Below are 25891 nucleotides of genomic sequence, written 5' to 3' on the forward strand. Positions count from 1 at the left end.
AACTTTATTAGCATGCAAAAGCAAATCCTGCCAGCCAGGCCCCTGCACCTTATCCCCTCACATTACAGGGAAAATTTGCCCCCAAAGCGCCCTCGGCGTAGACTATTGTCACTGTTTAAGGAGTGGATTATGCAGAATACGACCCAACCTATTGACCGAGCCTCTCTGCTTATCGAAGCAAACAAGCTTATTCGTGACCATGAAGATACGCTGGCAGGCATTGAAGCCACCGGCGTAGAGCAGCGAAATGGCGTGCTGGTTTTCAGCGGTGAATACTTCCTTGATGAACAGGGCTTACCGACCCCGAAAAGCACCGCCGTGTTTAACATGTTTAAATACCTGGCACATACGCTTTCCGAGAAATATCACCTGGTCGATTAACGCAAAACGCGAGGCATAAGCCTCGCGTTTTTGTTTACAGCAGCGGTTTTTGTCCACGCTGTAGCCAGCGGAGCAGCAGGCGGTCCGCGCTTTCTGCCGCACTGTTGGTAAAGCGGTCAAGGAGTCGCTTGCGCTGGGCAAAGCGGACGCCCACCAGTTCCCGGCCTTCCATCAGGTTGAGCAGCAGATCGTCGCTGGTTCCGACTTCATCTACAAGCCCTTTCTCCTGCGCCTGAACGCCGTACCAGTGCTCACCCGTTGCGACCTGCTCAATGTCCAGCGTCGGGCGCATACGGTGCACAAAGTCTTTAAAGAGATGATGCGTTTCGTTGAGATCCTCACGGAATTTTTGGCGCCCTTCTTCCGTGTTTTCCCCCAGCAGCGTCAGGGTGCGTTTGTACTGACCCGCAGTGTGAAGCTCGATATCAATCTCTTTATTTTTCAGGAAGCGGTTAAAGTTCGGGATCTGTGCGACCACGCCGATCGAGCCGATAATCGAGAACGGTGCGGCCACAATTTTGTCCGCCACGCAGGCCATCATGTAGCCACCACTCGCCGCCACTTTATCTACGGCCACGGTCAGCGGGATCTGTTTTTCACGCAGGCGCTGCAGCTGAGAGGCCGCCAGGCCGTAGCCGTGCACCACGCCCCCCGGGCTTTCAAGACGAACAACGACCTGGTCCTGCGGCGTCGCCACGGCCAGCACGGCAGTGACCTCTTCGCGCAAAGACGCGACTTCATGCGCATCCATGCTGCCTTTAAAATCGAGCACGTAAACCCGTGGCGTGACCTTATCCTGTGGCGTATTGAGCTTCGCCTTTGCCTTTGCCGCTTTGGCTTCCTGCTTATGCTTTTTCTTCTGCGCTTTGAGCCACAGCTTCTGTTGATGACTATCAAGCAGGGCCAGAGACATCTCTTCCTGCATCTCTTTATACTGCTCGCTCAGGCGGGTGATGCGTAACTCCCCACGCTGACGCTTGCGCTGCGTCAGGTTGACAATCAGAACGGCAACCACCGCAATGGCAATCACCACCGTCGCGATTTTCGCCAAAAACAACCCATATTGAGAAAGTAATTCCACGCGTTCCACCTTGATTTAACCACGAATCTTTCACGGCAGTGTACAACACCCCCTGCCCATGCGTCTCGCTCGAGACACTACCTCTGCGAGGCGCCTTCAGGAATCCCCGGTCTGGCGTTTAAATATTTGCAAATTGTTAATTTTACAGTAATGCGTCCTGTAGACTGATTGAATTATCAGGCGAATTCGGGCATAAAGCCGAAAAGTCACATAAGAAGGCGTGTTTAAGTCACCGTGCGCCGAGGAGTCACCTTGCATTATCAACCGCAAAAAAATCTGCTGCAGAACCGCATCATTCTCGTCACTGGGGCCAGCGACGGGATTGGCCGTGAAGCGGCGCTGACCTACGCTGAGTATGGCGCGAGCGTCATCCTGACCGGCCGCAACGAAGAAAAACTTAAAGGGGTGGCGCAGGAGATTGAAGCCGCAGGGGGTATTCCTGCTCGCTGGTACACGCTCGATCTGCTCACCTGCACGCCCGCGTCATGTCAGGAGCTTGCTCACCGCATCAGCACCCATTACCCGCGACTGGATGGCGTACTGCATAATGCTGGCTTGCTTGGCGAAGTTCGCCCGATGGATGAACAGGATCCCGAGATCTGGCAGGAGGTCATGCAGGTCAACGTCAACGGGACGTTTTTCCTGACTCAGGCACTGCTTCCTTTATTACTCAAATCGGATTCGGGTTCACTGGTATTCACCTCCTCCAGCGTAGGCCGTGAGGGGCGTGCAAACTGGGGTGCCTATGCCGTATCAAAATTCGCAACCGAGGGCATGATGCAGGTGCTGGCAGAGGAGTACCAAAGCCGCCATCTGCGCGTAAATTGCATTAACCCGGGCGGTACGCGCACAAAAATGCGCGCCAGCGCCTTCCCGACGGAAGATCCGCAGAAGCTGAAAACGCCGGCAGACATTATGCCGCTCTATCTCTGGCTGATGGGCGACGACAGCCGCCGCAAAACCGGGATGACCTTTGACGCCCAGCCGGGCCGTAAACCAGGAATCTCGCAATGAGTGAAGAACGTCATCAGCAGCGCCAGCAGCGGCTGAAGGAACAGGTCGATGCACGCGTCGCGGCCGCTCAGGACGAGCGCGGGATCGTCATCGTCTTTACCGGCAACGGTAAAGGGAAAACCACGGCCGCATTCGGCACGGCGACACGCGCCGTCGGCCACGGGCAGAAGGTCGGCGTTATCCAGTTTATTAAAGGTGAGTGGCCTAACGGCGAGCGTAATCTGCTTGAGCCTCACGGCGTTGAGTTCCAGGTGATGGCGACCGGCTTTACGTGGGACACTCAGAACCGCGAAACCGATACCGCAGCCTGTCTGGCCGTATGGGAGCACGCTAAAAGAATGCTGGCCGATCCTTCACTCAATATGGTTCTGCTGGATGAAATCACGTATATGGTCGCCTACGACTATTTGCCGCTGGAAGAGGTGCTTAATGCACTGAAAAACCGTCCCGCCCATCAGACGGTCATCATCACGGGGCGCGGGTGTCATCGGGATATTCTGGAACTGGCAGATACCGTCAGCGAGCTGCGTCCGGTTAAACATGCGTTTGATGCGGGCATCAAAGCGCAGATGGGGATTGATTACTAAAGAAAAAAGCCCGGTGTCTTCACCGGGCTTTTACATTAACCGTTGTTATTACGGCTGCCAGAGCGGCGGTTGCTGCTCACCTGGCTGTGACGCTTCACCGCACGGCGAATCTGGTTCGCCTTCATGCGGCGACGATCTTTCTCCACCGCCACTTTAGAGGTGGTTTCCGGCGTCAGGCCGACCAGCTCGCGCAGATAGTTGGTCTGGGTCAGATCCAGTTCGGTATACCCCCCACGCGGCAGGCCTTTTGGCAGCAGGATGTCGCCGTAACGGACACGGATCAGGCGGCTAACCTGCACGCCTACAGCTTCCCAGAGACGACGCACCTCGCGGTTGCGGCCTTCGGTCAGGGTCACGTTGTACCACTGGTTGATGCCTTCCCCACCGGTAAATTTGATGGTTTTGAACGCCGCAGGACCGTCTTCCAGCTGAACGCCACGCGACAGGTCGCGCAGTTTATTCTCATCAACCTGGCCGAACACGCGCACGGCGTATTCACGTTCCACTTCACGGCTTGGGTGCATCAGACGGTTTGCCAGTTCACCATCGGTAGTAAACAGCAGCAGACCGCAGGTATTCACGTCCAGACGACCAACGGCAATCCAGCGAGCGCCACGCAGTTTAGGCAGACGGTCAAACACCGTCGGGCGACCTTCCGGGTCATTGCGGGTACACAGCTCGCCTTCCGGCTTATAGTAAGCCAGCACGCGGCAGATCTGCTCAGCGGACTCTTTCACGGAGATAAGATGACCGTCGATGCGGATCTTCAGCCCCGGTACGATTTCTACGCGGTCACCCAGCGTGGCGATTTTACCGTCCACACTCACGCGGCCCGCTTCAATAATGGCTTCGATTTCACGGCGTGAACCGTGGCCGGCACGCGCCAGCACTTTCTGTAACTTCTCGCTCATTGAGCTTCCTCAGGTGTCGCCTTCACAGGCGTCGAATCAGGTCAAAAGAGGGCCGAGCCCTGCTTTGATGGCCGCGTAGTATATCTGCTTATACCATTACAAGAAAGGCTTTACATCGCCCACGCCTTCACGAATCACTTCCGGTGCATCTTCGGTTAAGTCGACCACGGTGGTCGGCTGCTGGCCGAGATAACCGCCGTGAATAATCAGCTCGACCACCTTCTCCAGACGATCTTTGATCTCTTCCGGATCGGACTCGGTAAACTCGCTGCCGGGCAGCATCAGCGAGGTAGACAGCATCGGTTCACCGAGGGTTTCCAGCAGCGCCTGCGCAATCGGGTTCGACGGCACGCGCATGCCGATAGTCTTACGCTTTTCCTGCAGCAGACGGCGCGGCACCTCTTTCGTTCCTTTCAGGATGAAGGTGTAGTTGCCCGGCGTGTTGTTCTTAATCAGGCGAAACGCCACGTTATCCACATAAGCATAGGTCGACAGCTCAGAGAGATCGCGGCACATCAGGGTAAAGTTATGGCCGTCCGGCAGCTGGCGAATACGGCAAATGCGTTCCATCGCCCCTTTATCTTCAATTTTGCAGCCCAGCGCGTAGCCGGAATCGGTCGGGTAGACAATCACGCCGCCTTTGCGGACGATCTCCACGGCCTGGTTAATCAGGCGTGGCTGCGGGTTATCCGGATGGATATAGAAAAACTGACTCATACTTCCCTCTCTTCAATTTGCTGCGGCTGTTCCCAGAGCTGCCAGACCGGCTCAACGCCAGCGGGCAGCCAGAGCTTGCGCCCCAGTTCGATCCAGGCGCAGGGCTGATGGAAATCAGAACCCTGTGAGCCAAGCAGGCCGTACTGTCGGGCATAGGTCGCGAGCTGCGCGCGCTCGTTGGGTGCCTGCTGACACTGGGCGACTTCCATCGCCTCTCCACCGTTTTCGGCAAAGTGCGCCAGCAGCCTTTTCAGCCATTTAGCAGAAAGATTATACCGCCCCGGATGGGCCAGCACGGCCTTACCGCCAGAATGATGAATCACATCAATAGCTTGTTTTATTGTACACCACTGTGGCGGAACGTATCCGGTTTTCCCGCGCGCCAGATACTTTTTAAAGACATCCGCCATCGTCGTGGCTTTACCCGCCTCTACCAGAAAACGGGCGAAATGACCGCGCGTAACCGCCCCGCCGTTCGCCAGCTTTTGCGCACCTTCCAGCGCGCCAGGAATATGTGCCTTTTCCAGACGCTCGCCGATCATCTCTGCGCGCTGGTTGCGGCGCGTTTTTTGTTCTTGCAAAAAGTCAATAAGTGCCGGATGGTCTATATCGATGTTCAGGCCAACGATATGAATCTCATGGTTTTCCCAGACGGTCGAAATCTCGACGCCGGACACCAGATTGAGTGCCAGCCCGCAGCGGGCAATCTCGGCGCGCGCTGCCGGAATGGCATCCGTCGTATCGTGATCGGTTATCGCCAGCGTGCCGATGCGCATTTCAACGGCACGATGAACCAGGGCTTCGGGTGTCAGCAGGCCATCAGAGGCCTGAGTATGGCTGTGTAAATCATAAATAATCGCGTAGGTGGTATCGCTCAAAGCACTTCCCATAACAGGTTGAAGACATCCGAAACCGCCATGATACCGACTTAACGTGAAATTCTGAAATCAAGGGTTGACAACACGCCACCGAACCAGTTAACTAGTACGCAAGTTCACACGAGAAAGGTATCTGAAAATGACAGCACATTTCACTCTGCACGGTTGGTGGCGTACTTCCTGATCTTCGGGCAGTGTCACGCGTCTGCGAAATGCAAACAGATACCCGCCCGCTACTCAGCGGGCTTTTTTTTGAACAGAATAAATGAGAACACCAACATGCAAACAGCCAAACCCCATCTCGAATTGCTGACCTGCGAGGCGGCCTATCGCCACAACCCGACCGCGCTGTTTCATCAGGTGTGCGGGGCTCGCCCGGCAACGCTGCTGCTGGAATCTGCGGACATCGACAGCAAGGACGATCTGAAAAGCCTTCTGCTGGTCGACAGCGCGTTGCGCATTACCGCCTTAGGTGACACTGTCACTATTAAGGCTTTGTCAGACAATGGCGCATCGCTGCTGCCGCTGCTTGATGCCGCCCTGTCTTCAGGCATCGAAAACGAACGTCATCCAGAAATGCGCATTCTGCATTTCCCACCGGTTAGCCAACTGTTAGATGAAGACGCGCGCCTCTGTTCCCTGTCCGTCTTTGATGCCTTCCGCCTGCTGCAAAACCTGGTCACCGTTCCGCACGATGAGCGTGAAGCGATGTTCTTTGGCGGGCTGTTTGCTTACGACCTGGTCGCGGGATTTGAAGATTTGCCGAAAACCGAGCAGGGCAATCGCTGCCCGGACTACTGTTTCTATCTGGCCGAAACCCTGCTGGTGATCGACCATCAGAAACAATACACCCGCATTCAGGCCAGCCTGTTCACGCCTTCTGGCGCTGAGAAAACCCGTCTGGAGCACCGCATTGCCCAACTGCAGCAGCAAATGACGGAAGCGCCGCCTGCGCTACCGGTGCAGCGCGTCGAGAAGATGACCTGCGATGTGAACCAGACCGACGATCAATACGGTGCCGTGGTTCGCCAGATGCAAAAGGCGATTCGCGCCGGGGAAATTTTCCAGGTTGTACCGTCCCGTCGCTTCTCTCTGCCCTGCCCGTCCCCGCTGGCCGCTTACGACGTGTTGAAAAAGAGCAACCCAAGCCCGTACATGTTCTTTATGCAGGACAACGACTTCACGCTGTTCGGCGCCTCGCCGGAGAGCTCGCTGAAGTACGACGCCACCAGCCGCCAGATTGAAATTTACCCGATCGCCGGAACCCGCCCGCGCGGACGTCGCGCAGACGGCTCGTTGGATCGCGATCTCGACAGCCGTATCGAACTTGAAATGCGTACCGACCATAAAGAACTCTCCGAGCACCTGATGCTGGTTGACCTGGCGCGTAACGATCTGGCCCGTATTTGCACCCCGGGCAGCCGCTACGTGGCGGACCTGACTAAAGTCGACCGCTATTCGTTCGTGATGCACCTGGTCTCCCGCGTGGTGGGCGAGCTGCGCCACGACCTCGACGTGCTGCACGCCTACCGCGCCTGCATGAACATGGGCACCCTGAGCGGTGCGCCGAAAGTGCGCGCCATGCAGCTGATTGCCGCCGCCGAAGGACGCCGTCGCGGCAGCTACGGCGGCGCGGTGGGCTATTTTACGGCCCACGGTGACCTCGATACCTGCATCGTGATCCGCTCCGCCTATGTCGAAGACGGTATTGCCACCGTCCAGGCGGGTGCCGGGATTGTTCTTGATTCTGTTCCGCAGTCTGAAGCTGACGAAACGCGCAGCAAAGCGCGTGCGGTCCTTCGCGCCATTGCTACCGCACACCATGCACAGGAGATTTTCTGATGGCTGACATTCTGCTGCTCGATAATATCGACTCCTTTACCTATAACCTGGCAGATCAGCTGCGTGCGAATGGACATAACGTCGTTATCTATCGCAACCACGTCCCGGCGCAGACCCTGATTGACCGTCTGGCAACCATGCAAAACCCGGTGCTGATGCTCTCCCCCGGGCCAGGCGCACCGAGCGAAGCGGGCTGTATGCCGGAGCTGCTGACCCGCATGCGCGGCAAGCTGCCGATTATCGGTATCTGCCTTGGTCACCAGGCAATCGTGGAAGCCTACGGCGGTTACGTCGGCCAGGCGGGCGAGATCCTGCACGGTAAAGCCTCCAGCATTGAACATGACGGCCAGGCAATGTTTGCCGGGCTGCCGAATCCGCTCCCGGTCGCGCGCTATCATTCGCTGGTCGGCAGCAACATTCCGGCCGGGCTGACCATCAACGCCTCGTTTGAAGGGATGGTGATGGCGGTACGTCACGACGCGGATCGCGTCTGCGGGATGCAGTTCCATCCGGAATCCATCCTGACCTCCCACGGCGCCCGTCTGCTGGAGCAGACCCTCGACTGGGCGTTACAGAAGCTGGAGCAGACCAACACCCTGCAGCCGATTCTGGAAAAACTGTATCAGGCGCAAACCCTGAGCCAGCAGGAGAGCCACCAGCTCTTCTCCGCCGTGGTTCGCGGTGAGCTGAAGCCAGAACAGCTCGCAGCCGCGCTGGTGAGCATGAAGGTCCGCGGTGAAAGCCCGCAGGAGATCGCCGGTGCCGCCACGGCCCTGCTGGAAAATGCCGCCCCGTTCCCGCGCCCGGACTATCCGTTTGCCGATATCGTCGGCACCGGCGGTGACGGCAGCAACAGTATCAATATTTCAACCGCCAGCGCCTTTGTGGCCGCAGCGTGTGGCCTGAAGGTGGCGAAGCACGGTAACCGCAGCGTTTCCAGCCGGTCGGGCTCGTCTGATTTACTCGCGGCATTCGGCATTAATCTCGATATGAACGCCGAACGTTCCCGTGAAGCGCTGGATGACTTGGGCGTCTGCTTCCTGTTTGCGCCGAAGTATCACACCGGTTTCCGCCACGCAATGCCGGTTCGTCAGCAGCTGAAAACCCGCACGCTGTTTAACGTGCTCGGCCCGCTGATCAACCCGGCCCATCCGCCGCTGGCGCTAATCGGTGTCTACAGTCCGGAACTGGTCCTGCCGATTGCCGAGACCTTGCGCGTGCTGGGTTACCAGCGTGCCGCCGTGGTGCACAGCGGCGGAATGGACGAAGTGTCACTGCATGCGCCGACGCTGGTAGCCGAACTGCGCGACGGTGAAATCCTGAGCTACCAGCTCGAAGCCGCTGACTTTGGTTTAACTCCGTATCACCAGGAAGCGCTGGCCGGCGGTACCCCGGAAGAAAACCGTGACATTCTGACGCGCTTATTACAAGGTAAGGGAGAGGTCGCCCATGAGGCCGCCGTTGCCGCCAACGTCGCCATGCTGATGCGTTTGCACGGTGAGGAAGACCTTAAGGCCAACGTTCAAAAAGTTCTGGATGTACTGCGCTCCGGTGCAGCTTACGATCGCGTTACCGCACTTGCGGCAAGAGGGTAAAGAATGCAGACCGTTTTAGCGAAAATCGTTGCCGATAAGGCCATCTGGGTGGAAGCCCGCAAGCAACAGCAGCCGCTTGCCAGTTTTCAGAATGACGTCGTCCCGAGCAGCCGTCGTTTCTATGACGCCCTGCAGGGTGCGCGCACCGCGTTTATTCTTGAGTGCAAAAAAGCGTCTCCGTCTAAAGGCGTTATCCGTGACGATTTCGACCCGGCGCGTATTGCCGGCATTTATAAGCATCATGCGTCAGCCATCTCCGTGCTGACGGATGAGAAATATTTTCAGGGCAGCTTCGATTTTCTGCCGATCGTCAGCGGCATCGCGCCGCAGCCGATCCTGTGCAAAGACTTTATCATTGACCCGTATCAGATCTGGCTGGCGCGCTTTTACCAGGCTGACGCCTGCCTGCTGATGCTCTCGGTGCTTGACGACGAGCAGTATCGCCAGCTCTCTGCCGTCGCGCACAGCCTGAAAATGGGCGTGTTGACCGAAGTGAGTAATGAAGAGGAGCTGGAGCGTGCGATTGCGCTGGAAGCCAAAGTGGTAGGCATTAATAACCGCGATCTGCGTGATCTGTCCATTGACCTGAGCCGCACGCGCCAGCTGGCGCCGCGTCTGGGATCTGGCGTCACGGTGATCAGCGAATCCGGCATTAACAGCTACGCCCAGGTGCGCGAGCTGAGCCACTTCGCCAACGGTTTCCTGATTGGCTCCGCCATGATGGAACATGACGATCTCAATGCGGCAGTACGTCGCGTGCTGCTGGGTGAAAACAAAGTCTGCGGCTTAACCCGCGAACAGGACGCCCAGGCCGCGTATGAAGCCGGAGCGATTTATGGCGGGCTGATTTTTGTGGATTCCTCTCCTCGCGCGGTCAGCGAAGAGCAGGCGCGTAAGGTCATCGCCGCGGCACCACTCAGCTATGTTGGCGTGTTCCGCAATGCAGATATCGCAGAAGTGGTTGAAAAAGCCGACGCGTTATCCCTCACCGCGGTGCAGCTTCATGGCGATGAAGATCAGGCCTATATCGATGCCCTGCGCGCCACGCTGGCACCGCAGGTACAGATCTGGAAAGCGCAACGCGTTGACGATACGTTGCCCCCGCGTAACCTGAACCACGTGGATAAATATGTCCTCGATAACGGCCAGGGCGGAACCGGCCAGCGTTTTGACTGGTCTCTGCTGAACGGCGAAAAGCTGGACAACGTCCTGCTGGCGGGCGGTTTAAGCCCGGACAACTGTGTAGAAGCCGCGAAAACCGGCTGCGCAGGCCTCGATTTCAATTCAGGCGTAGAGTCCCAGCCGGGTATTAAAGATGCCAGCAAACTGGCCTCGGTTTTTAAAACTCTGCGTGCATATTAAGGAAGAGAAGATGACGACATTACTTAACCCGTATTTTGGTGAGTTCGGCGGGATGTACGTCCCGCAAATCCTGATGCCCGCGCTGCGCCAGCTGGAAGAAGCGTTTGTGAGCGCGCAGAAGGATCCGGCGTTTCAGGCTGAATTTACCGACTTGCTGAAAAACTATGCAGGCCGCCCAACGGCCCTGACCAAATGCCGCAATCTGACGGAAGGCACGAAAACCACGCTGTATCTTAAGCGTGAAGACCTGCTGCACGGCGGCGCACACAAGACTAACCAGGTGCTGGGTCAGGCGCTGCTTGCGAAGCGTATGGGTAAAACCGAAATCATCGCCGAAACCGGCGCAGGCCAGCATGGCGTGGCCTCGGCGCTCGCCAGCGCCCTGCTCGGCCTGAAATGCCGCATCTATATGGGGGCGAAAGACGTTGAGCGTCAGTCTCCGAACGTCTTCCGTATGCGTCTGATGGGTGCAGAAGTGATCCCGGTGCACAGCGGCTCCGCGACGCTGAAGGATGCCTGTAACGAAGCGCTGCGCGACTGGTCTGGCAGCTACGAAACCGCGCACTATATGCTCGGTACCGCGGCGGGCCCGCACCCGTTCCCAACCATCGTGCGTGAGTTCCAGCGCATGATCGGGGAAGAGACCAAAGCGCAGATCCTCGAAAAAGAGGGTCGTTTGCCGGATGCGGTCATCGCCTGCGTCGGCGGCGGATCTAACGCTATCGGCATGTTCGCAGACTTTATCGACGATACCCGCGTGGGTCTGATTGGCGTCGAGCCTGCGGGTCACGGTATTGAATCCGGCGAACACGGCGCGCCGCTGAAGCATGGCCGCGTGGGGATCTACTTCGGCATGAAATCCCCGATGATGCAGACCGATGAAGGCCAGATTGAAGAGTCTTACTCTATCTCCGCTGGCCTCGACTTCCCATCCGTCGGGCCGCAGCACGCCTATCTGAACAGCACCGGTCGTGCGGACTATGTCTCCATTACCGATGACGAAGCGCTGGAAGCGTTCAAAACGCTGTGCCGCAGCGAAGGGATCATCCCGGCGCTGGAATCTTCGCACGCTCTGGCCCATGCGCTGAAAATGATGAAAGACAATCCGGAAAAAGAGCAGCTGCTGGTGGTCAACCTTTCCGGACGCGGTGACAAAGATATCTTCACCGTTCACGATATTCTGAAAGCACGAGGGGAAATCTGATGGAACGCTACGATAACGTATTTGCAGAACTGAAATCCCGCCAGGAAGGCGCGTTCGTTCCCTTCGTCACCCTGGGCGATCCGGGCCCTGAACAGTCGCTGAAGATCATCGACACCCTGATTGAAGCCGGTGCCGATGCGCTGGAGCTGGGGATCCCGTTCTCTGACCCGCTGGCGGATGGCCCGACTATCCAGAATGCGACGCTGCGCGCGTTTGCTTCGGGCGTGACGCCAACACAGTGCTTCGAAATGCTGGCGGCGATCCGTCAGAAGCACCCCACTATCCCGATTGGCCTGCTGATGTACGCCAACCTCGTGTTCAACCGCGGTATCGATGAATTTTACGCCGAGTGCGCACGCGTGGGCGTCGACTCTGTTCTGGTCGCCGACGTGCCGGTCGAGGAGTCCGCGCCGTTCCGCCAGGCGGCGATGCGTCACAACGTCGCCCCGATTTTCATCTGCCCGCCGAACGCCGATGACACACTGCTGCGCCAGATAGCCTCTTACGGGCGCGGTTACACGTATCTGCTCTCCCGCGCAGGCGTGACCGGTGCCGAGAATAAAGCGGCCCTGCCGCTGCATCATCTGGTGGAAAAGCTGGCCGAGTACCATGCCGCGCCGCCGCTGCAGGGCTTCGGGATCTCTTCTCCGGATCAGGTCACCGCGGCGATTGACGCGAAGGCTGCGGGTGCCATTTCCGGCTCTGCGATTGTGAAGATCATCGAGAAGAACGTGGACAAGCCCGAGCAGATGCTGGCCGAGCTGAAGGCGTTTGTGACCGCCATGAAGGCGGCGACGCGTAAAGTCTGACCCCTCCACCGTCTGGCATCCCTGCCAGACGGTTAGCCTTTCTTCCCCGTCTTCAACAAAGAATGACATCAAAATTGATCCTATCGATATTTTCGGTGTGAATGGCTTTTCAAACTGTCGTGTGAGCGTATGATCTGGACTCTTTTTTATCTTTAATCCTTCTGAGTTCAGAGGCTTATTCATGTCATGGCAATCCTTCAAACAGGCTTACCTGGTTAAGTTCTGGTCACCCGTTCCGGCCGTTATCGCGGCAGGCATTCTCTCTACTTATTATTTTGGCATTACCGGCACCTTCTGGGCCGTGACCGGCGAGTTCACCCGCTGGGGTGGTCAATTGCTGCAACTCGCTGGCGTGCATGCCGAAGAGTGGGGATACTTTAAGCTCATCCACCTCGACGGTACGCCGCTTACCCGCATCGACGGGATGATGATTATCGGCATGTTCGGCGGCTGTTTCGCGGCCGCGCTGTGGGCAAATAACGTTAAGTTGCGTATGCCCAAAAGCCGGATCCGCATTTTGCAGGCGGTTATCGGCGGCATGATTGCCGGTTTCGGCGCGCGTCTGGCGATGGGGTGTAACCTTGCCGCCTTCTTTACCGGGATCCCGCAGTTTTCGCTTCACGCCTGGTTCTTTGCCATCGCCACGGCCATCGGCTCTTACTTTGGCGCAAAATTCACCCTGCTGCCGCTGTTTCGTATTCCAGTGAAAATGACAAAAGTCAGCGCAGCGTCTCCGTTAACCCAGAAGCCCTCTCAGGCCCGCCGACGTTTCCGCCTCGGAATGCTGGTCTTTTTCGCCATGGTGGCATGGGCGCTCTGCACCGCCCTGAACCAGCCTAAGCTCGGTCTGGCGATGCTGTTCGGTGTGGGTTTTGGTCTGCTGATTGAACGCGCGCAGATCTGCTTCACCTCCGCGTTTCGCGATATGTGGATCACCGGGCGCACGATGATGGCGAAGGCGATTATCGCCGGGATGGCGGTCAGCGCCATCGGCATCTTCAGCTATGTCCAACTGGGCGTCGAACCGAAAATCATGTGGGCCGGTCCTAACGCGGTCATTGGCGGCCTGCTGTTCGGCTTCGGGATCGTGCTGGCTGGCGGGTGTGAAACCGGCTGGATGTATCGCGCCGTCGAAGGTCAGGTGCACTACTGGTGGGTAGGTCTGGGCAATGTGATTGGCTCGACGATCCTGGCGTACTGCTGGGATGACGTGTCTCCCGTCCTGGCCACCCGCTGGGACAAGGTCAACCTGCTGAATACCTTCGGGCCTCTCGGCGGCCTGCTCGTCACCTACGCCCTGCTGTTGGTCGCTTTTTTACTGGTCGTCGCACAGGAGAGACGTTTCTTCCGCCGTGCGGGCGTTAAAACAGAAACGCAGGAGAATGCAGCATGAAAGAGATCGTGCCTGATTATCGTCTGGATATGGTTGGCGAGCCCTGTCCATATCCGGCGGTGGCTACGCTTGAAGCGCTGCCGCAGCTTAAGAAAGGTGAAATTCTGGAGGTGGTCAGCGACTGCCCGCAGTCCATCAACAACATACCGCTGGATGCGAAAAACCACGGTTATACGGTGCTGGATATCCAGCAGGATGGCCCAACCATTCGCTATCTGATTCAAAAATGATCGCTAAGGGCCTCGTCAGGGGCCTTTATCGTATTGAATTATAAGACATCTTGATCCACGGCAAAAACGTTATTTATGACTTAAGTAAAATCTCATTTCCCTTTTGAAAGAGGTTTTCGCGGTTTGATGTATTTACGAGCTTTACTGGTCTTCGCCTTATTGATTCCCTTCCACGCGCTGTCCCTGAATTTCTCTTCTACCTTCCTGCGCCTTAATTGTCCGCAAAGAGGACTTGTCGAGGTTATTCTGCACGTTTATGACCATACTCAGGAACGGTGGCGCGGCCATTTTGAAACCGGTGCGGGGCATAAACGTGCGGGTGATACCGAAATGATCCCGTTTGCCAACGGCGATATTCTCTTCCATTCCGTATCCAGCGACGCTTTCAGCTATTTATATGATGGGGAAACGATCCTGAGGCACTGCGTAAAGCTCGATGAGCGGCCGGTTTATCCGTCGTTTTGACGTGATCAAAGCAAACTGGCCACCCTGTGGCCAGTTTGACGGGGGATCAGAAACGATAACCCGCAGAGAACATAAACACCCACGGATCCAGGCGAGTGCTGATACTTTGCTGCTGACCGCCCGCCTTGAAGCGTACGTCCGTATCAATATCCATATACCAGACCGAGGCGTTGATCAGCCAGTCGCGGTTAATCAGATAATCCAGGCCAACCTGCCCCGCCATGCCCCACGAATCTTTCAGGCTGAGATCCGTCAGACCCGCCTCTTTACCGGTATCGTTGAATTTCTCATCAAAGAAGGTGGTGTAGTTCACACCGGCGCCAATATAAGGACGCACCTTGCTGCTTGAGTCACCGAAGTACCACTGCGCCATCAGCGTTGGCGGTAAATGGTGAACCGTGGCGATATCACCGGTAGGCCCGAGGCCCACGCGATGACGGAACGGCGTTGCAGCCAGAAGCTCAACGCCCACGTTATCCGTCGCCATATAGGTGAAAGTTAAACCTAACTGGGTGTTATTACTGACGTTAAAACCGCCCATTCCCAGCACGTTATCCGAACCTTCAGTTGGGCGAGCCGTAGCCGAACCGGCACGAATAAAGAATTCGCCTGCTTCATGCGCATACGCGCCGCCAGAGAGACTGCTTAATACAAGGGCTGCCACCGCTAATTTTTTCATATCCGCTCCATCGTTGTGGTTTTAATCGCGGATGAGAATATACTCACAAAAGAGTAATAAGTGATCTGCCACAGATCACATTAAAACCAGTAACTTAACATTCATTGATCTGGATTAATTTTTTGTTACGCACTCAAAACCAATAAGTTGTTTCCATGTCAATTTTTGGCATTTCACGGTTACAAAATTTTCCCTTTTCCCCCTCTTGCTCTTCCTCTGGCGGCTGGATAATTTATCGCTCTCACAAATTGATTTGATGCGTTCTTCTTTTGCAGGTGTGCCATGAGTGATATCAACCCGTGCATGACGTGCGGAGCCTGTTGTGCGTATTTTCGAGTCTCTTTCTACTGGGCCGAAGCCAGCGATGGCGGTGGTACCGTTCCGGTTCATCTTACCGAGCCGTTAACCCCCTTTTTGCGCTGCATGAGCGGCACGAACCAAAAGCAGGCCCGCTGTGTGGCGCTACAGGGTGAGCCTGGGGTCTCGACCCGATGTTCCATCTATGAGGATCGCCCCAGCCCGTGCCGGGAATTTGCCATGTCGGGGGAGGATGGCCAGGTCAACGAAGCCTGTAACCGCGCCCGCGCGCGGGTTGGATTACCGCCGCTTTACAAAGATATGCTTTTCCATACAAGCCTTGATGCTGCCACAGCAGGTGCATCCGGTGTACAATTGCCGGCTAATTAACACCTGCCATACTCAAGGAGAGTGCATGTCTATCACGGCGAAGTCTGTCTACCGTGACACGGGAAACTTTTTCCGCAATCAGTTCATTACCTTTTTACTGATCGCGTTGCTTTGCGCCTTTATCACGGTGGTGCTGGGCCATGCCTTCTCACCGAGTGAAGAACAGATTGCCAGCCTGAGCCAGGGCGACCATCTTGCGGGTAGCGTGGGGTTGTTTGAGCTGGTGCAAAATATGACGCCGGAGCAGCAGCAAATCCTGCTGCGCGCCTCTGCCGCGTCCACGTTCTCAGGCCTGATTGGTAATGCAATTCTGGCGGGCGGCGTTTTGCTGATGATTCAGCTGGTATCGGCGGGTCACCGCGTCAGCGCCTTACGCGCGATTGGGGCGAGTGCACCGGTCTTACCTAAGCTGTTTATCCTGATCTTTTTAACCACGATGCTGGTGCAAATGGGGATTATGCTGGTCGTGGTGCCGGGCGTTTTACTGGCTATCGTGCTCGCATTTGCGCCGGTGATGGTTGTGCAGGATAAGATGGGAATTTTTACCGCGATGCGCAGCAGCATCAGACTGGCATGGGCTAATATGCGTCTGGTGGCGCCCGCCGTGATCGGCTGGCTGCTGGCCAAAACGCTGCTGTTATTGTTTGCGCCGAATTTTGCGGTATTAACGCCTAACGTCGGCGCCGTGGTGGCGAATACGCTGAGCAATCTCATTTCAGCGGTACTGCTCGTCTATCTGTTCCGCCTGTATATGTTAATTCGTCAGTAATCCCGAGGCGGGGGCATCGCTGTCTCCCGCCCCGCTCAGAAGATGGAATCACAGAATGAAGCAGTTTCTTGATTTTTTACCGCTCGCGGTGTTTTTCGCTATCTATAAGTTGTACGACATTTTTGCTGCAACAAAAGCATTAATCGTTGTGACCGCCGTTGTGCTGATCTACAGCTGGATTCGCTATCGCAAAGTCGAAAAAATGGCGCTTATTACGTTCATCTTAGTGGCGGTGTTCGGTGGATTGACCATTGCCTTGCATGATGTTGAATTTATTAAGTGGAAGGTGACTGTTATTTATGCGTTGTTTGCAGCAGCGCTATTGTTCAGTCAATGGTTCATGAAAAAACCCCTTATCCAGAGCATGTTAGGTAAAGAACTAACGCTGCCGCAGGTGGTCTGGTCGCGTCTGAATACCGCCTGGGCAATCTTCTTTATTCTCTGCGGTCTCGCTAATATCTATATCGCCTTCTGGCTGCCGCAGGATATCTGGGTCAACTTTAAGGTCTTTGGCCTGACCGCGCTGACGCTTATCTTCACGCTGTTAAGCGGCGTATACATCTATCGTCATATGCCGCAGGACGACAACCACTGATTACTGACTGACCAGAACGTCAACGACGGGCGTTCTGGTCTATTCTCTCCGCACACGAATCATAGTAGCATCCCGCCTGAAGTCTTCCGTTACGAGTTAAAACAATGACAACAACTAACGCCCCTCAGGGCGAACTGGTTTTACGCACACTGGCAATGCCCGCTGACACCAATGCCAATGGCGATATTTTTGGCGGCTGGCTGATGTCGCAGATGGATATGGGCGGCGCAATTCTGGCAAAAGAGATTGCCCACGGGCGCGTGGTCACCGTGAGAGTGGACGGCATGACCTTCCTGCGCCCGGTTGCGGTGGGTGATGTGGTTTGCTGCTACGCGCGCTGCGTGAAGCGCGGTAATACCTCCATTTCCATCAACATCGAAGTCTGGGTGAAGAAAGTCTCTTCTGAGCCGATTGGGCAACGCTATAAGGCCACTGAAGCGTTGTTTATTTATGTCGCCGTGGACAGCGAGGGTAAACCTCGTCAGCTTCCGCAGGCCTGATCGACAGGCAAAAAAAAGCCTCCTTTCGGAGGCTTTTTTTATTCCATCTGCGCCCCGCCGTTCAGGCGGAAAACAATATTGACGATCAATCCGCTGCCCGGCTTGCCTGGCTCATAGCGCCATCTGCGCATGGCAGATTTCACTTCGCGCTCAAACATATTAGAAGGTTGCGCAGACAAGATTTCCACATTATCCACGCGGCCATCCGCAGTGACGTCAAATTTCACCCGTACGCGCCCTTCAATACGCAAGGCCTGAGCTCGCGCCGGGTACTGAGGCTGATTGCGGCTTACGGCGCGCGGGCCCGCTGGCGCGGTTACGGTTGGCTTTGACGTCGTTGCCGTATTGTTCATCACCGGACGTGAAGGCGCTGCATTTTCGACCGGCTGGGTCGCGCGCGGTTCAACCGGACGTTCCTCGCGTTTCGGACGCTCCTCGACCTTCTTCACCGGCTTTGGCTTCGGCTTAGGTTTTGGCTTCGGTTCAGGTTTGTGGATCACCACCGGGGCTTCCTTCGGCGGCTCCGGAACGGGCTCGGGTTCTGGCTCCGGTTCAGCCACCGGCTGTGGCGGCGGAGGGGCAACCTGCGGCGGTTCAAGATCCGCTGGCGAGACCATCGTCACCGAGATCGGCTGCGCCGGCGCGGGCATTTCAATAACCTGATGAACCGAGGTATACAGCAGACCCGCCACAACGGCACCGTGAATCACGACAGAAAGCAGCGTCGGCCAGGGAAAGCGGCGAGGTAAATCAAGGGTCATCGAAGTCATAGTCATCAACGTTAAAAAACCGAACCCTGATTTTAAATGCAAATAGCAATCATATTCAATAAGACACTTTGCTCTGACGCAATTTTAGCGCCCAAGAGGCCAAAAAAGGCGCATACAGATCAGGGTATTAACATTGTTTTTATTTTACATTGCAGTCGTTTGCCCTTTCACATAACGTAACTGACACTTTTATCGGTTAAGGAGCTTCGCCGTGTTTTACGTGATTTACTCTGAAGATGTTGCTGATTCGCTCGAAAAACGCCAGTCTGTGCGCCCTGCGCATCTGGCACGTTTGCAGTTGCTTCAGGATGAAGGCCGATTACTGACCGCTGGCCCCATGCCCGCAGTAGACAGCAACGATCCGGGTGCTGCCGGTTTCTCCGGCTCCACGGTCATTGCTGAGTTTGAATCCCAGGAAGCCGCTCAGGCCTGGGCTGACGCAGACCCGTACGTTGCAGCGGGCGTGTATGCAAAAGTGACGGTGAGACCGTATAAAAAAGTGTTCTGATACCAAAGCGGCTCCGAAAGGAGCCTTTTTTAGGGTGGCGATTACGCGCCGCTGTGCCGGGTAAACTGCTGCTCTGTAATAAGGCTTCCCCACTGATCGCCTTCCCACTCTTTTACCAGCGTAAACCCATACGACTCGTACAGACGCCTGGCGGCGGTCAGCTTATTGAACGTCCAGAGGTGCATAGCTGAAAAACCAGCGCTGTCGCAGAACCGCATCGCTTCATTCAGCAGTTTTTTCCCCACGCCGTGCCCCCGGCAGCCATCATCAAGAATAAACCAGCGAAGATGGGCTTCACCCGGCGCCAGATCCTCGCCATCTATCGCCACCGAGCCGACAATTTTGTCGTTGAGTACCGCCAGCCAAATCTGGTTACAGGGCTTCTCCAGTCTTTCACTAAACTCAGCCAGCCCCGAAGCCACTTTGGCCTCGAAGAAACGACCAAAATTATGCTCCCGCGAATAATAACTGCCATGCATCTCCGCGATACGGCCAATCATGCCCGGGATATACCCCTGCACTATCTTCAGCTCATCGGGCTGCATATCATTGCCCGCCTCCCGACACGCCAGCAGCGCGTTGGCATAAAGGAGAGCCCCTCAGAAATGGTCTGCTGCTGGGCAGGAGCAAGACGTTTTATTGCTGTGACCACGCGCTCATTGCTGAAGGTATTAATTTTATTGACCGTCTCGTGACCTTTCGCGGTCAGCCTGAGGCTCTTTGCTCTCGCATCCTCGGTAGAAATGACCTCCTCGAGTTCACCTGCGGCAATCAGGCGAGCCAGCATCCGGCTGACGCTGGACTTTTCCAGGCCCAGCAGCTGTACCAGCTGGCTCGCCGTCATCTCTTTTCGTAGGGCAATTTCGACCAGAGTATGGACGGCCGAAGGCGAATAATTCGTTGAGGCCAGGGTAGAACCCATAAAACCTAACTCTCGCACCATCAGGCGCGAGGAACGTCGAATAACACTGACTACCGGGGTTTCGCTGTGCATATTATGTCCTCACCATTTAGTTGCACTATACAACTAAATGGTGAGGGATTGTCAAACACAATGAAAAAGGCTCCCGCAGGAGCCTTTCATACATCAGTGCAGCGACGCTAACCTCGCCGCAAACCCGACAAACAGCAGCCCTATCAGCCCGTTCCCCAGCTTTGCCAGTTTCTTTTTCGTTTTGAGATAGCGCGTGACAAATGCACCGGAGAAGATCAGGAAGCTCATGTACATGAAGCTTATCAACTCAAGCGTCGTCGCGAGGATAAGGAAAGAGGTACCGGTGTTCTGCGCATTCACGTCGATGAACTGAACAAAGAACGAGACGTAGAACAGAATCGCTTTTGGATTCGTCAGGCTCAGCACCAGCGAACGTTTCATGATCGTGCTGGCAGGCTCGGTGCCGCTTTCCTGAGCGTGATTCTGGCGGGTAATGACCGACCAGAGCATTTTGCCGCCCAGCCACAGCAGGTAGAAGGCGCCGAGATAGCGCACGATATTAAACAGTACCGGCGTGGTCTGGATTAATGCCGCGACGCCCGCCCAGGCAAGAAACATCAGCACCGCATCGCCGATAAATACACCCGTGGCGGCCAGGTACCCTTTTTTAACGCCGTGTCCAATTCCCGTTTTAAGCACAAACAGGGTATTCGGCCCCGGTACCAGCACGATAAAAAACGCGCCAACAACATACGTCCAGAAATTCAGTACGCCAAACTCCGCAAACACTTCTTCTCCCTCCTTTTGCTCAACACAACCGGAATAGCGCTGCAACCACGCTACTCCCAAAAATCAGACCTTATAAAATCAGCGGGCACCATTACGGTGCCCTCATGGTACTCAGATATCCTGGACGGCGAACAGCAACGCGTTGCGGTGCCGGGTCATTCCACATTTTCTGATGGCGTGAATACGCATATTGCGGCGGGATTGTGCTTCCAGCCAACGAGCCTTGCGACGACTCACCTGTCGCAACATGCGCCAGCGCCCTACTTCTGTTCTACTGCGCTTCATGTCTACAACTCTTTCTCAAACAGAGACGCCATTATAAACCCAACCCGGCTGCAAACCAGCGCTTTTACCTGGCGTTTTTATTTGCCAGATGAATCCTGATGCGTACACTCATAACAATACGCTTTCAAAAGGATTTTTTTAACTATGACAACCTTCTACACCGTGGTGAGTTGGCTGGTCATTTTGGGATACTGGCTGTTAATCGCGGGTGTGACGTTACGCATCCTGATGAAGCGCAGAGCCGTACCCTCTGCCATGGCCTGGCTTCTGATCATCTACATCCTGCCGCTGGTGGGAATTATCGCCTATCTCTCTTTCGGTGAGCTTCATCTCGGTAAACGCCGCGCCGAGCGGGCCCGCGCCATGTGGCCCTCCACCGCGAAGTGGCTGAACGACCTTAAAGCCTGCAAGCATATCTTTGCCGAGGAGAACAGCAGCGTCGCCTCGTCACTGTTTAAGCTGTGCGAGCGCCGTCAGGGGATTGGCGGCGTTAAGGGTAATCAGCTCCAGCTGCTAACCTCGTCCGACGACGTTATGCAGGCGTTAATCCGCGATATCCAGCTGGCGCGTCATAATATCGAGATGGTTTTCTATATCTGGCAGCCCGGCGGGATGGCTGACCAGGTCGCGGAATCCCTGATGGCCGCGGCGCGACGCGGCATTCACTGCCGTCTGATGCTTGACTCTGCGGGCAGCGTGGCATTTTTCCGCAGTCCCTGGGCAGGGATGATGCGCAATGCCGGTATCGAAGTGGTCGAGGCGCTGAAGGTTAACCTCCTGCGCGTGTTTCTGCGCCGGATGGACCTTCGTCAGCACCGTAAAATGATCATGATCGATAACTATATTGCCTACACCGGCAGCATGAACATGGTTGACCCGCGCTTCTTTAAACAGGACTCGGGCGTGGGTCAGTGGGTGGATTTGATGGCGCGCATGGAGGGGCCGATTGCCACCTCGATGGGCATCGTCTACTCCTGCGACTGGGAGATAGAGACCGGCAAACGCATCCTGCCGCCACCGCCGGACGGCAATATTATGCCGTTTGAAGAGGCCAGCGGTCACACTATTCATACCATTGCTTCCGGCCCGGGCTTCCCGGAGGATTTGATTCATCAGGCGCTGCTGACGGCGACCTACTCGGCGCGTGAATATCTGATCATGACGACGCCCTACTTTGTTCCCAGCGATGACCTCCTGCACGCGATCTGTACCGCGGCGCAGCGCGGCGTGGATGTGAGCATTATTTTGCCGCGCAAAAATGACTCCCTTCTGGTGGGCTGGGCCAGCCGGGCATTCTTTAGCGAACTGCTGGCCGCAGGGGTGAAGATCTACCAGTTCGAAGGCGGACTGCTCCATACCAAGAGCGTGCTTGTCGACGGCGAGTTAAGCCTGGTGGGAACGGTGAACCTGGATATGCGCAGCCTGTGGCTCAACTTTGAAATCACGCTGGTTATTGATGATGCCGGCTTTGGCGGCGATCTCGCGGCGGTGCAGGATGATTATATCTCCCGCTCGCGGCTGCTGGATGCCAGACTGTGGGTAAAACGTCCGCTGTGGCAGAGAATTGCCGAACGACTGTTTTACTTCTTTAGTCCGTTGCTGTAAAACGTGCCCAACGATGTTAAACAGGTAGTCATCATGGAAATGGATCTGAACAATCGCCTGACCGAAGACGAAACGCTCGAGCAGGCCTATGACATTTTTCTCGAACTGGCGGTTGATAACCTCGATCCCGCAGACGTGATCCTCTTTAATCTGCAGTTCGAAGAGCGCGGCGGTGCCGAACTGTTCGACCCTTCAGAAGACTGGGCTGAGCATGTGGATTTCGACCTGAACCCTGACTTCTTCGCCGAAGTGGTGATCGGGCTGGCCGATGAAGACGGTGGCGAAATTAATGATGTCTTCGCTCGCGTCCTGCTCTGCCGTGAGAAAGACCACAAGCTGTGCCATATTCTCTGGCGCGAATAATAATAAAGGCTGCGATTGCAGCCTTTTTTATTTACTCCGGCAACGGATTCCCACAGCGGTGACAATAACGCGCGTTGAGTTCATGTTCCCCCTGATGACATCGCGGACATTTGCGCTGCTGCTTGCGGCTCTGAAATGCGCTACTCATGTGCGTGGTAATCAGCCCGGTCGGAATGGCAATGACCGAATAGCCAATCAAAATCAGCACTGAGGCCACAATTCGCCCCAGCGGCGTATGGGGCGTGATATCCCCGTACCCCACGGTCGTTACGGTCACGATCGCCCAGTAGACGGACGCATTGAGCGTCGTAAAGCCATATTTCGGCCCCTCAATCAGATACATCAGTGCGCCAAAAACAATCATGACAATGGCAATAAACGAATAGAACAGAATAAGCTGATGACGGGCGCTGACGATTGCGCTCCAGAATATGCGCAGTGAGGGCATAAAGCGCAGTAATTTCAGAATACGTAATACGCGAATAACGCGCATCGCTCGCCAGGCAAAGACATAGCTCAGGCTGATTTCCGGCCACAGCCACATGACGTAGAGCGGCAGAATGGTGGCTAAATCGATAAATCCCCAGAAGCTGAAAACATATCGGGCCGGGTTAGGCCAGGCAATCACTCGGAGGAGATATTCAGCGGTAAACACCAGGGTAATCGCCAGCTCAAGCCAGACAAAGACATGCCATTCGTCAAACGTCAGGTGGTATTGCGTCCCGGCACCCGATTCAATAAAGATGATAACCACGCTGAGGAGCGCAAATAAACCACAAAGACCCTCGAAGCGCCGTCCGGATACCGTTTCAGGATCGAATAAAACATGATAAAGCCGCCGACGGGCTGACGTGAATAAACGCGACACAGTGACCTCGCAAAAAATAAGGGCTGACATCATGTCAGCCCTTGCGATTATAACGGGTCTACTTTCAGGCAGGAAACCGCATGTCGGAAACTGCCTTCCAGAACCGGCCGCGTTTTCGCACATTCCGGCCCGGCCATTGGGCAGCGCGTGCGGAAGACACAGCCCGACGGCGGGTTAATCGGTGAAGGCAATTCCCCTTCCAGAAGCTGGATGGTCTTATTCTTTTCCAGATCGGGATCGGGGATCGGCACCGCCGACATCAGCGCTTTGGTGTAAGGGTGCAGTGGATTGTGATACACCTCGTCATAGGTGCCCAGCTCCACGGCGTGCCCCAGATACATCACCAGCACGCGGTCAGAGATGTGTTTCACCACGGCCAGGTCATGCGCGATGAAGATCAGCGACAGCCCCATTTCGCGCTGCAGCTTCTGCAGCAGGTTAACCACCTGCGCCTGAATGGAGACGTCGAGCGCGGAAACCGGCTCATCACAGATAATCAGCTTCGGTTCAAGGATCAGGGCGCGCGCAATACCAATACGCTGACACTGACCGCCGGAGAACTCGTGAGGATAGCGGTTGATGAGGTTAGGCAACAGCCCGACTTTCAGCATCATCGCCTTAACGCGATCGCGCACTTCCTGGCGGGACATCTTCGGATGATAGGTCCGCAGCGGCTCGGCAATAATCTCACCGATGGTCATACGCGGGTTTAATGACGCCAGCGGATCCTGGAAAATCATCTGGATATCGCTGCGCACGTCGCGCCACTCGTCGGGCTTCATGCCCAGCAGATCTTTACCCAGCCAGGCCACTTTGCCGTCGGTGGCTTTTACCAGACCGATAATGGCGCGCGCAAAGGTCGATTTACCGCAGCCGGACTCGCCCACCACGCCCAGGGTTTCCCCTTCATACAGGCGCAGCGTGACGCCGTCCACCGCTTTCAGGGTCTTCGACGGCTGCCAGAACCACTGTTTGCCGTCCTTGATGTCGAAATGCACTTTAAGGTCAGCAATTTCGAGCAGGACATTGCGTTTTTCATCTAATGCGTTCATACCAGCTCCTCCTGCGGCTTAAAGCAGGCGCGCAGACGGCCTGGTGCAAACTCTTCCAGCGGCGGTGCGCTATTGCAGATTTCCATCGCGTGCGGACAGCGCGGCTGGAACGGACAGCCTTTCGGCAGGCGCAGCAGGTTTGGCGGGTTGCCCGGAATGGTCAGCAGGGATTCCCCTTCCGCATCGAGACGCGGCACCGCGTTCAGCAGGCCGATCGAGTAAGGATGGGCTGGCTGATAGAACACCTCACGCGCTTTGCCGTATTCCATGGTACGACCGGCATACATCACCAGCACTTTGTCACAGATGCCCGCCACCACGCCCAGGTCGTGGGTGATCATGATAATCGCCGTGTTGAACTCACGCTTCAGCTCGTTCAGCAGGGTCATGATTTGCGCCTGAACGGTAACGTCCAGCGCGGTGGTCGGTTCGTCGGCAATCAGCAGTTTTGGCCGGCACAGCAGCGCCATCGCAATCATCACGCGCTGACGCATACCGCCGGAGAACTCGTGCGGGAACATGCGCATACGCTTGCGCGCTTCCGGCATTTTCACCGCATCGAGCATTTTGACCGACTCTTCAAAGGCTTCGGCTTTGCCCAGACCTTTATGCAGCATCAGCACTTCCATCAGCTGCTCACCGACGCGCATGTACGGGTTCAGCGAGGTCATCGGATCCTGGAAAATCATCGAGATCTGCTCGGCGCGCAGCTTGTTCAGCTCGTGCTCCGGCAGGTTGAGGATTTCACGACCGTTGAATTTTGCGGAACCGCCAATCACACCGTTAGCGGCCAGCAGGCCCATTAACGCAAAGGCGGTCTGGGATTTACCGGAACCAGATTCCCCCACGATACCGAGCGTTTCACCCGCGCGCAGGTTGAAGTTAAGATCGTTCACGGCGGTCACATCCCCGTCCGGGGTCTTAAAGGTGACGCGAAGATCTTTTACGTCCAGCAGAAGGTCGCTCCGCTGCTGCGCCTGTGGCGCGGTTGCCGTTTCAATCATTGTCATGACGGCGC

31 protein-coding genes, 1 pseudogene and 1 other annotated feature are annotated in these 25891 nt (G+C 55.9%); of the genes and pseudogenes, 19 read left to right on the forward strand and 13 right to left on the reverse strand.

All coding sequences use genetic code 11. From position 1 onward, the window contains the following. Positions 1-129: 129 nt before the first annotated feature. Complete coding sequence (locus N6P30_RS18380; protein ID WP_003856804.1) at positions 130-381, forward strand: YciN family protein; 252 nt, start codon at positions 130-132, stop codon at positions 379-381. A 34-nt stretch (positions 382-415) separates the two neighbouring features. Here the strand turns inward: N6P30_RS18380 and sohB are convergent, their stop codons facing one another. After that, on the reverse strand, positions 416-1462 hold the full coding sequence (gene sohB, locus N6P30_RS18385) for a protease SohB (RefSeq protein ID WP_008502812.1): 1047 nt from the start codon (positions 1460-1462) through the stop codon (positions 416-418). Positions 1463-1714: 252 nt separating this feature from the next. Between sohB and N6P30_RS18390 the strand changes: the two genes are divergently transcribed. Then, positions 1715-2476, forward strand: a complete 762-nt coding sequence (locus N6P30_RS18390) for a YciK family oxidoreductase (RefSeq protein WP_008502811.1) — start codon at positions 1715-1717, stop codon at positions 2474-2476. Beyond that, on the forward strand, positions 2473-3063 hold the full coding sequence (gene cobO, locus N6P30_RS18395; protein WP_023292241.1) for a cob(I)yrinic acid a,c-diamide adenosyltransferase: 591 nt from the start codon (positions 2473-2475) through the stop codon (positions 3061-3063). Before N6P30_RS18390 ends, cobO begins: the two co-directional genes overlap by 4 nt. A 35-nt stretch (positions 3064-3098) precedes the next feature. On the opposite strand, the gene rluB is transcribed toward cobO, so the two are convergent. From rluB to rnm, 3 genes are all read right to left on the reverse strand, one after another. Continuing rightward, positions 3099-3974 carry a 23S rRNA pseudouridine(2605) synthase RluB gene (gene rluB / locus N6P30_RS18400; protein ID WP_008502809.1) on the reverse strand — a complete coding sequence of 292 codons (876 nt, stop codon included), beginning with the start codon at positions 3972-3974 and terminating at the stop codon, positions 3099-3101. Between the two features lie 96 nt (positions 3975-4070). Next, on the reverse strand, positions 4071-4691 hold the full coding sequence (locus N6P30_RS18405) for an L-threonylcarbamoyladenylate synthase (RefSeq protein ID WP_003856793.1): 621 nt from the start codon (positions 4689-4691) through the stop codon (positions 4071-4073). After that, a complete protein-coding gene (gene rnm / locus N6P30_RS18410) occupies positions 4688-5569 on the reverse strand; it encodes an RNase RNM (RefSeq protein WP_032623059.1) in 882 nt (293 codons plus the stop codon). The genes N6P30_RS18405 and rnm overlap by 4 nt, the downstream gene beginning before the upstream one ends. Positions 5570-5708: 139 nt before the next feature. Here rnm and trpL point away from each other — a divergent pair, with 139 nt between their 5' ends. The 9 genes from trpL to N6P30_RS18450 all read left to right on the forward strand — a co-directional run bounded on the left by trpL (position 5709) and on the right by N6P30_RS18450 (position 14469). Beyond that, complete coding sequence (gene trpL, locus N6P30_RS24675) at positions 5709-5753, forward strand: trp operon leader peptide (RefSeq protein WP_106993556.1); 45 nt, start codon at positions 5709-5711, stop codon at positions 5751-5753. Continuing rightward, positions 5730-5823: a sequence feature (Trp leader region), on the forward strand. It overlaps the preceding gene by 24 nt. Before the next feature lie 25 nt (positions 5824-5848). After that, positions 5849-7411 (forward strand): anthranilate synthase component 1, encoded by a 1563-nt coding sequence (locus N6P30_RS18415; RefSeq protein WP_023292240.1) that lies wholly within the window; start codon positions 5849-5851, stop codon positions 7409-7411. Beyond that, a complete protein-coding gene (gene trpD, locus N6P30_RS18420; protein ID WP_008502806.1) occupies positions 7411-9006 on the forward strand; it encodes a bifunctional anthranilate synthase glutamate amidotransferase component TrpG/anthranilate phosphoribosyltransferase TrpD in 1596 nt (531 codons plus the stop codon). The genes N6P30_RS18415 and trpD overlap by 1 nt, the downstream gene beginning before the upstream one ends. Positions 9007-9009: 3 nt before the next feature. Then, the gene (gene trpCF, locus N6P30_RS18425; RefSeq protein WP_023292239.1) at positions 9010-10368 is read left to right on the forward strand and encodes a bifunctional indole-3-glycerol-phosphate synthase TrpC/phosphoribosylanthranilate isomerase TrpF; all 1359 of its coding nucleotides are present in this window, start codon (positions 9010-9012) and stop codon (positions 10366-10368) included. A 10-nt stretch (positions 10369-10378) separates the two neighbouring features. Next, entirely contained in the window at positions 10379-11572 is a 1194-nt protein-coding gene (trpB, locus tag N6P30_RS18430) for a tryptophan synthase subunit beta (RefSeq protein ID WP_008502804.1), read from the forward strand. Next, positions 11572-12381 (forward strand): tryptophan synthase subunit alpha, encoded by an 810-nt coding sequence (trpA, locus tag N6P30_RS18435; protein WP_021240309.1) that lies wholly within the window; start codon positions 11572-11574, stop codon positions 12379-12381. The genes trpB and trpA overlap by 1 nt, the downstream gene beginning before the upstream one ends. 181 nt (positions 12382-12562) lie before the next feature. After that, complete coding sequence (gene yedE, locus N6P30_RS18440) at positions 12563-13774, forward strand: selenium metabolism membrane protein YedE/FdhT (RefSeq protein ID WP_023292238.1); 1212 nt, start codon at positions 12563-12565, stop codon at positions 13772-13774. Next, positions 13771-14004, forward strand: coding sequence for a sulfurtransferase-like selenium metabolism protein YedF (gene yedF, locus N6P30_RS18445; protein ID WP_003856774.1), 234 nt, complete (start codon positions 13771-13773; stop codon positions 14002-14004). The genes yedE and yedF overlap by 4 nt, the downstream gene beginning before the upstream one ends. 126 nt (positions 14005-14130) lie before the next feature. Next, positions 14131-14469: a hypothetical protein gene (locus N6P30_RS18450; RefSeq protein WP_071530987.1), complete on the forward strand. Its 339-nt coding sequence runs from the start codon at positions 14131-14133 to the stop codon at positions 14467-14469. Between the two features lie 46 nt (positions 14470-14515). On the opposite strand, the gene ompW is transcribed toward N6P30_RS18450, so the two are convergent. Then, entirely contained in the window at positions 14516-15148 is a 633-nt protein-coding gene (gene ompW, locus N6P30_RS18455; RefSeq protein ID WP_008502800.1) for an outer membrane protein OmpW, read from the reverse strand. 114 nt (positions 15149-15262) lie between these two features. Then, positions 15263-15538, reverse strand: coding sequence for a hypothetical protein (locus tag N6P30_RS18460; RefSeq protein WP_162790894.1), 276 nt, complete (start codon positions 15536-15538; stop codon positions 15263-15265). On the opposite strand from N6P30_RS18460, the gene N6P30_RS18465 reads away from it, so the two are divergent. From N6P30_RS18465 to yciA, 4 genes are all read left to right on the forward strand, one after another. Then, positions 15431-15835: a YkgJ family cysteine cluster protein gene (locus N6P30_RS18465; RefSeq protein ID WP_021240310.1), complete on the forward strand. Its 405-nt coding sequence runs from the start codon at positions 15431-15433 to the stop codon at positions 15833-15835. The two genes, N6P30_RS18460 and N6P30_RS18465, sit on opposite strands and share 108 nt — an antisense overlap. 25 nt (positions 15836-15860) lie before the next feature. Next, a complete protein-coding gene (locus N6P30_RS18470; RefSeq protein ID WP_023292236.1) occupies positions 15861-16604 on the forward strand; it encodes a YciC family protein in 744 nt (247 codons plus the stop codon). A gap of 55 nt (positions 16605-16659) precedes the next feature. Next, entirely contained in the window at positions 16660-17199 is a 540-nt protein-coding gene (locus tag N6P30_RS18475; protein ID WP_023292235.1) for a septation protein A, read from the forward strand. A gap of 104 nt (positions 17200-17303) precedes the next feature. After that, a complete protein-coding gene (gene yciA / locus N6P30_RS18480) occupies positions 17304-17699 on the forward strand; it encodes an acyl-CoA thioester hydrolase YciA (protein WP_008502796.1) in 396 nt (131 codons plus the stop codon). A 38-nt stretch (positions 17700-17737) separates the two neighbouring features. Here the strand turns inward: yciA and tonB are convergent, their stop codons facing one another. After that, positions 17738-18460: a TonB system transport protein TonB gene (tonB, locus tag N6P30_RS18485; protein ID WP_023617069.1), complete on the reverse strand. Its 723-nt coding sequence runs from the start codon at positions 18458-18460 to the stop codon at positions 17738-17740. A gap of 220 nt (positions 18461-18680) precedes the next feature. Here tonB and N6P30_RS18490 point away from each other — a divergent pair, with 220 nt between their 5' ends. After that, positions 18681-18977: a YciI family protein gene (locus N6P30_RS18490; protein WP_008502794.1), complete on the forward strand. Its 297-nt coding sequence runs from the start codon at positions 18681-18683 to the stop codon at positions 18975-18977. A 41-nt stretch (positions 18978-19018) separates the two neighbouring features. On the opposite strand, the pseudogene N6P30_RS18495 reads toward N6P30_RS18490, so the two are convergent. From N6P30_RS18495 to N6P30_RS18505, 3 genes and pseudogenes are all read right to left on the reverse strand, one after another. After that, positions 19019-19971, reverse strand: a pseudogene (locus tag N6P30_RS18495) (GNAT family N-acetyltransferase). Positions 19972-20064: 93 nt separating this feature from the next. After that, the gene (leuE, locus tag N6P30_RS18500; RefSeq protein WP_008502792.1) at positions 20065-20700 is read right to left on the reverse strand and encodes a leucine efflux protein LeuE; all 636 of its coding nucleotides are present in this window, start codon (positions 20698-20700) and stop codon (positions 20065-20067) included. Between the two features lie 111 nt (positions 20701-20811). Beyond that, positions 20812-20985, reverse strand: coding sequence for a YciY family protein (locus N6P30_RS18505; RefSeq protein ID WP_021240326.1), 174 nt, complete (start codon positions 20983-20985; stop codon positions 20812-20814). A 144-nt stretch (positions 20986-21129) separates the two neighbouring features. Here N6P30_RS18505 and cls point away from each other — a divergent pair, with 144 nt between their 5' ends. Together cls and N6P30_RS18515 are read left to right on the forward strand one after the other, a co-directional pair. Further along, complete coding sequence (gene cls, locus N6P30_RS18510) at positions 21130-22590, forward strand: cardiolipin synthase (protein ID WP_008502791.1); 1461 nt, start codon at positions 21130-21132, stop codon at positions 22588-22590. 33 nt (positions 22591-22623) lie between these two features. Beyond that, positions 22624-22953 (forward strand): HI1450 family dsDNA-mimic protein, encoded by a 330-nt coding sequence (locus N6P30_RS18515; RefSeq protein WP_023292232.1) that lies wholly within the window; start codon positions 22624-22626, stop codon positions 22951-22953. Between the two features lie 31 nt (positions 22954-22984). Here the strand turns inward: N6P30_RS18515 and N6P30_RS18520 are convergent, their stop codons facing one another. The 3 genes from N6P30_RS18520 to N6P30_RS18530 are packed head-to-tail and all read right to left on the reverse strand — an operon-like array spanning position 22985 to position 25883. Next, on the reverse strand, positions 22985-23854 hold the full coding sequence (locus tag N6P30_RS18520) for an ion transporter (protein ID WP_008502790.1): 870 nt from the start codon (positions 23852-23854) through the stop codon (positions 22985-22987). Positions 23855-23868: 14 nt separating this feature from the next. Then, entirely contained in the window at positions 23869-24873 is a 1005-nt protein-coding gene (gene oppF / locus N6P30_RS18525) for a murein tripeptide/oligopeptide ABC transporter ATP-binding protein OppF (RefSeq protein WP_008502789.1), read from the reverse strand. Next, positions 24870-25883 (reverse strand): ABC transporter ATP-binding protein, encoded by a 1014-nt coding sequence (locus tag N6P30_RS18530; RefSeq protein WP_023292231.1) that lies wholly within the window; start codon positions 25881-25883, stop codon positions 24870-24872. Before N6P30_RS18530 ends, oppF begins: the two co-directional genes overlap by 4 nt. Between the last annotated feature and the right edge of the window lie 8 nt (positions 25884-25891).

It is taken from the genome of Enterobacter sp. PL1, from assembly GCF_945957325.1.
GTDB classification, from domain to species: Bacteria; Pseudomonadota; Gammaproteobacteria; order Enterobacterales; family Enterobacteriaceae; genus Enterobacter; species Enterobacter roggenkampii.

Coding starts and splice junctions, on each gene's coding strand:
- N6P30_RS18380 (WP_003856804.1), top strand. CDS start 130: ATGCAGAATACGACCCAACCTATTGACCGAGCCTCTCTGCTTATCGAA.
- cobO (WP_023292241.1), top strand. CDS start 2,473: ATGAGTGAAGAACGTCATCAGCAGCGCCAGCAGCGGCTGAAGGAACAG.
- rluB (WP_008502809.1), bottom strand. CDS start 3,974: ATGAGCGAGAAGTTACAGAAAGTGCTGGCGCGTGCCGGCCACGGTTCA.
- N6P30_RS18405 (WP_003856793.1), bottom strand. CDS start 4,691: ATGAGTCAGTTTTTCTATATCCATCCGGATAACCCGCAGCCACGCCTG.
- N6P30_RS18415 (WP_023292240.1), top strand. CDS start 5,849: ATGCAAACAGCCAAACCCCATCTCGAATTGCTGACCTGCGAGGCGGCC.
- trpD (WP_008502806.1), top strand. CDS start 7,411: ATGGCTGACATTCTGCTGCTCGATAATATCGACTCCTTTACCTATAAC.
- trpCF (WP_023292239.1), top strand. CDS start 9,010: ATGCAGACCGTTTTAGCGAAAATCGTTGCCGATAAGGCCATCTGGGTG.
- trpB (WP_008502804.1), top strand. CDS start 10,379: ATGACGACATTACTTAACCCGTATTTTGGTGAGTTCGGCGGGATGTAC.
- trpA (WP_021240309.1), top strand. CDS start 11,572: ATGGAACGCTACGATAACGTATTTGCAGAACTGAAATCCCGCCAGGAA.
- yedE (WP_023292238.1), top strand. CDS start 12,563: ATGTCATGGCAATCCTTCAAACAGGCTTACCTGGTTAAGTTCTGGTCA.
- yedF (WP_003856774.1), top strand. CDS start 13,771: ATGAAAGAGATCGTGCCTGATTATCGTCTGGATATGGTTGGCGAGCCC.
- N6P30_RS18450 (WP_071530987.1), top strand. CDS start 14,131: ATGTATTTACGAGCTTTACTGGTCTTCGCCTTATTGATTCCCTTCCAC.
- ompW (WP_008502800.1), bottom strand. CDS start 15,148: ATGAAAAAATTAGCGGTGGCAGCCCTTGTATTAAGCAGTCTCTCTGGC.
- N6P30_RS18465 (WP_021240310.1), top strand. CDS start 15,431: ATGAGTGATATCAACCCGTGCATGACGTGCGGAGCCTGTTGTGCGTAT.
- N6P30_RS18460 (WP_162790894.1), bottom strand. CDS start 15,538: ATGAACCGGAACGGTACCACCGCCATCGCTGGCTTCGGCCCAGTAGAA.
- N6P30_RS18470 (WP_023292236.1), top strand. CDS start 15,861: ATGTCTATCACGGCGAAGTCTGTCTACCGTGACACGGGAAACTTTTTC.
- N6P30_RS18475 (WP_023292235.1), top strand. CDS start 16,660: ATGAAGCAGTTTCTTGATTTTTTACCGCTCGCGGTGTTTTTCGCTATC.
- yciA (WP_008502796.1), top strand. CDS start 17,304: ATGACAACAACTAACGCCCCTCAGGGCGAACTGGTTTTACGCACACTG.
- tonB (WP_023617069.1), bottom strand. CDS start 18,460: ATGACCCTTGATTTACCTCGCCGCTTTCCCTGGCCGACGCTGCTTTCT.
- N6P30_RS18505 (WP_021240326.1), bottom strand. CDS start 20,985: ATGAAGCGCAGTAGAACAGAAGTAGGGCGCTGGCGCATGTTGCGACAG.
- cls (WP_008502791.1), top strand. CDS start 21,130: ATGACAACCTTCTACACCGTGGTGAGTTGGCTGGTCATTTTGGGATAC.
- N6P30_RS18515 (WP_023292232.1), top strand. CDS start 22,624: ATGGAAATGGATCTGAACAATCGCCTGACCGAAGACGAAACGCTCGAG.
- N6P30_RS18520 (WP_008502790.1), bottom strand. CDS start 23,854: ATGATGTCAGCCCTTATTTTTTGCGAGGTCACTGTGTCGCGTTTATTC.
- oppF (WP_008502789.1), bottom strand. CDS start 24,873: ATGAACGCATTAGATGAAAAACGCAATGTCCTGCTCGAAATTGCTGAC.
- N6P30_RS18530 (WP_023292231.1), bottom strand. CDS start 25,883: ATGACAATGATTGAAACGGCAACCGCGCCACAGGCGCAGCAGCGGAGC.